Origin of the sequence: Methylibium sp. (genome assembly GCF_013817365.1) — a bacterium.
Taxonomy (GTDB): Bacteria; Pseudomonadota; Gammaproteobacteria; order Burkholderiales; family Burkholderiaceae_C; genus Methylibium.
The window spans coordinates 1-2,016 of sequence record NZ_JACDCU010000607.1 but is presented as its reverse complement, the minus strand read 5'-3'; the positions used below and the strand labels follow the sequence as shown (position 1 = coordinate 2,016).

2 protein-coding genes are annotated in these 2,016 nt (G+C 63.4%); both read right to left on the bottom strand.

Annotated features, from left to right (window positions below; genetic code table 11):
- Positions 1-57: 57 nt before the first annotated feature.
- Positions 58-549: an acetolactate synthase small subunit gene (ilvN, locus tag H0W38_RS21955; protein WP_292446496.1), complete on the bottom strand. Its 492-nt coding sequence runs from the start codon at positions 547-549 to the stop codon at positions 58-60.
- A 190-nt stretch (positions 550-739) separates the two neighbouring features.
- Positions 740-2,016 (bottom strand): biosynthetic-type acetolactate synthase large subunit (ilvB, locus tag H0W38_RS21950; protein WP_292458232.1); only part of this gene is annotated, 1,277 nt, incomplete at its 5' end.

Below are 2,016 nucleotides of genomic sequence, written 5' to 3'. Positions count from 1 at the left end.
CGTAATAGACCTTCATGGAGTTCTCCTGTCGAAAAGCAAAAAGTTGGGTTGCCTGGGTCAGACGCGCAGGATGCGCTCGCCGCGGCCGATGCCGCTAGAGCCGGTGCGCACGGTCTCGAGAATGGCGGCGCGGTCCACCGCCTCGATGAAGGCGTCGAGCTTGGCGGCGTCGCCGGTCAGCTCGATCGTGTAGGTCTTCTCGGTCACGTCGATGATGCGGCCGCGGAAGATGTCGGTCATGCGCTTCATCTCGTCGCGCTCCTTGCCCACAGCGCGCACTTTAATCAGCATCATCTCGCGCTCGGTGTAGTGGCCCTCGGTCAGATCGACGACCTTCACCACCTCGATGAGCCGGTTGAGGTGCTTGGTAATCTGCTCGATCACCTCGTCGCTGCCTCGCGTGGTGATCGTCATGCGCGAGAGCGAGGCGTCCTCGGTCACCGCGACGGTGAGGCTCTCGATGTTGTAGCCACGCGCCGAAAACAGGGCTACGACTCTCGACAGGGCGCCGGGCTCGTTCTCGAGCAGCAGGGCAATGATGTGTTTCATCTGAAATCGTCCTTCGCGCTCTTCAGACCGGCGGCGGTAACCGCCGGCCCTTGGCCACGCGCTTCGATGGATTGATAAAAGATCGTCCGATGGATCGGACCCGACGCATTCACCGAGCTACGGACACTCCTGACAAGAGGCCGGCAAGTCCCCTGCCCTCGCGCCCGTCGCGCGGTTCTGTCGCCAGCCCCTATAGATCCTCGGAGCCCAGAAGCATCTCTGAGATGCCTTGCCCCGCCTTGACCATCGGCCAGACGTTTTCCGTCGGGTCGGTGCGCACGTCGAGGAACACGGTGCGGTCCTTGAGCCGGATGGCTTCGCGCAACGCCGGCTCGACCTCCGACGGCTTCTCGATCTTCAGGCCGACGTGGCCATAGGCCTCGGCCAGCTTCACGAAATCAGGCAGCGCATCCATGTAGCTGTGTGAATAGCGCCCGCCGTAGTCGAGCTGCTGCCACTGCCTCACCATGCCCAGGTAGCGGTTGTTCAGCGAAAGGATCTTGACCGGCGTCTTGTACTGCAGGCAGGTCGAGAGTTCCTGAATGCACATCTGGATCGACCCCTCGCCGGTGACGCAGAACACGTCGGCGTCCGGCTTGGCGAGTTTGATGCCCATTGCGTACGGCAGCCCCACGCCCATCGTGCCCAGGCCGCCGGAATTGATCCAGCGCCGCGGTTCGTCGAAGCGGTAGTACTGCGCCGCCCACATCTGGTGCTGGCCGACGTCGGAGGTGATGTAGGTATCGCGCTCGCGGGTGAGCTCCCACAATTTTTCGATCACGAACTGCGGCTTGATGACGTCGGCCGAGTTCTTGTACTTCAGGCACTCGCGGCCCCGCCAATCGGCGATCTGCTTCCACCAGCTCGACAGCGCCGCCGAATCGGGCTTGGCCTGCGCGTCCTTGATCTGGGCGATGAGCTCCTGCAGCACGTCCTTCACATCGCCGACGATGGGAATGTCGACCTTCACGCGCTTGGAAATGCTCGACGGATCGATGTCGATGTGCACGATCTTGCGTTCCACCGAGGCGAAGTGCTTGGGGTTGCCGATCACGCGATCATCGAAACGCGCGCCCACCGCCAGCAGGACGTCGCAGTTCTGCATCGTCATGTTGGCTTCGTAGGTGCCGTGCATGCCCAGCATGCCGAGGAAGCGGGGATCGGTGGCCGGGAAAGCGCCCAGCCCCATCAAGGTGTTTGTGCAGGGGTAGCCGAGCAACTCGACCAGTTGGCGCACCTCGGCCGACGCATTGCCCAGGATCACGCCGCCGCCGGTGTAGATATAGGGCCGCTTCGCCGCCAGCAGCAGCTGCACCGCCTTGCGGATCTGGCCGCTGTGGCCCTTCTTCACCGGCGTGTACGAGCGCATCTCGATGTGCGCCGGGTAGTGGTAAGGCGCCGTCTTGAGCGACACGTCCTTGGGCACATCGACCACCACCGGGCCGGGCCGGCCGGTGCGCGCGATGT

Excerpts from the sequence above, each read along its gene's own strand:
- ilvN (WP_292446496.1), bottom strand. The coding sequence starts at position 549 with ATGAAACACATCATTGCCCTGCTGCTCGAGAACGAGCCCGGCGCCCTG.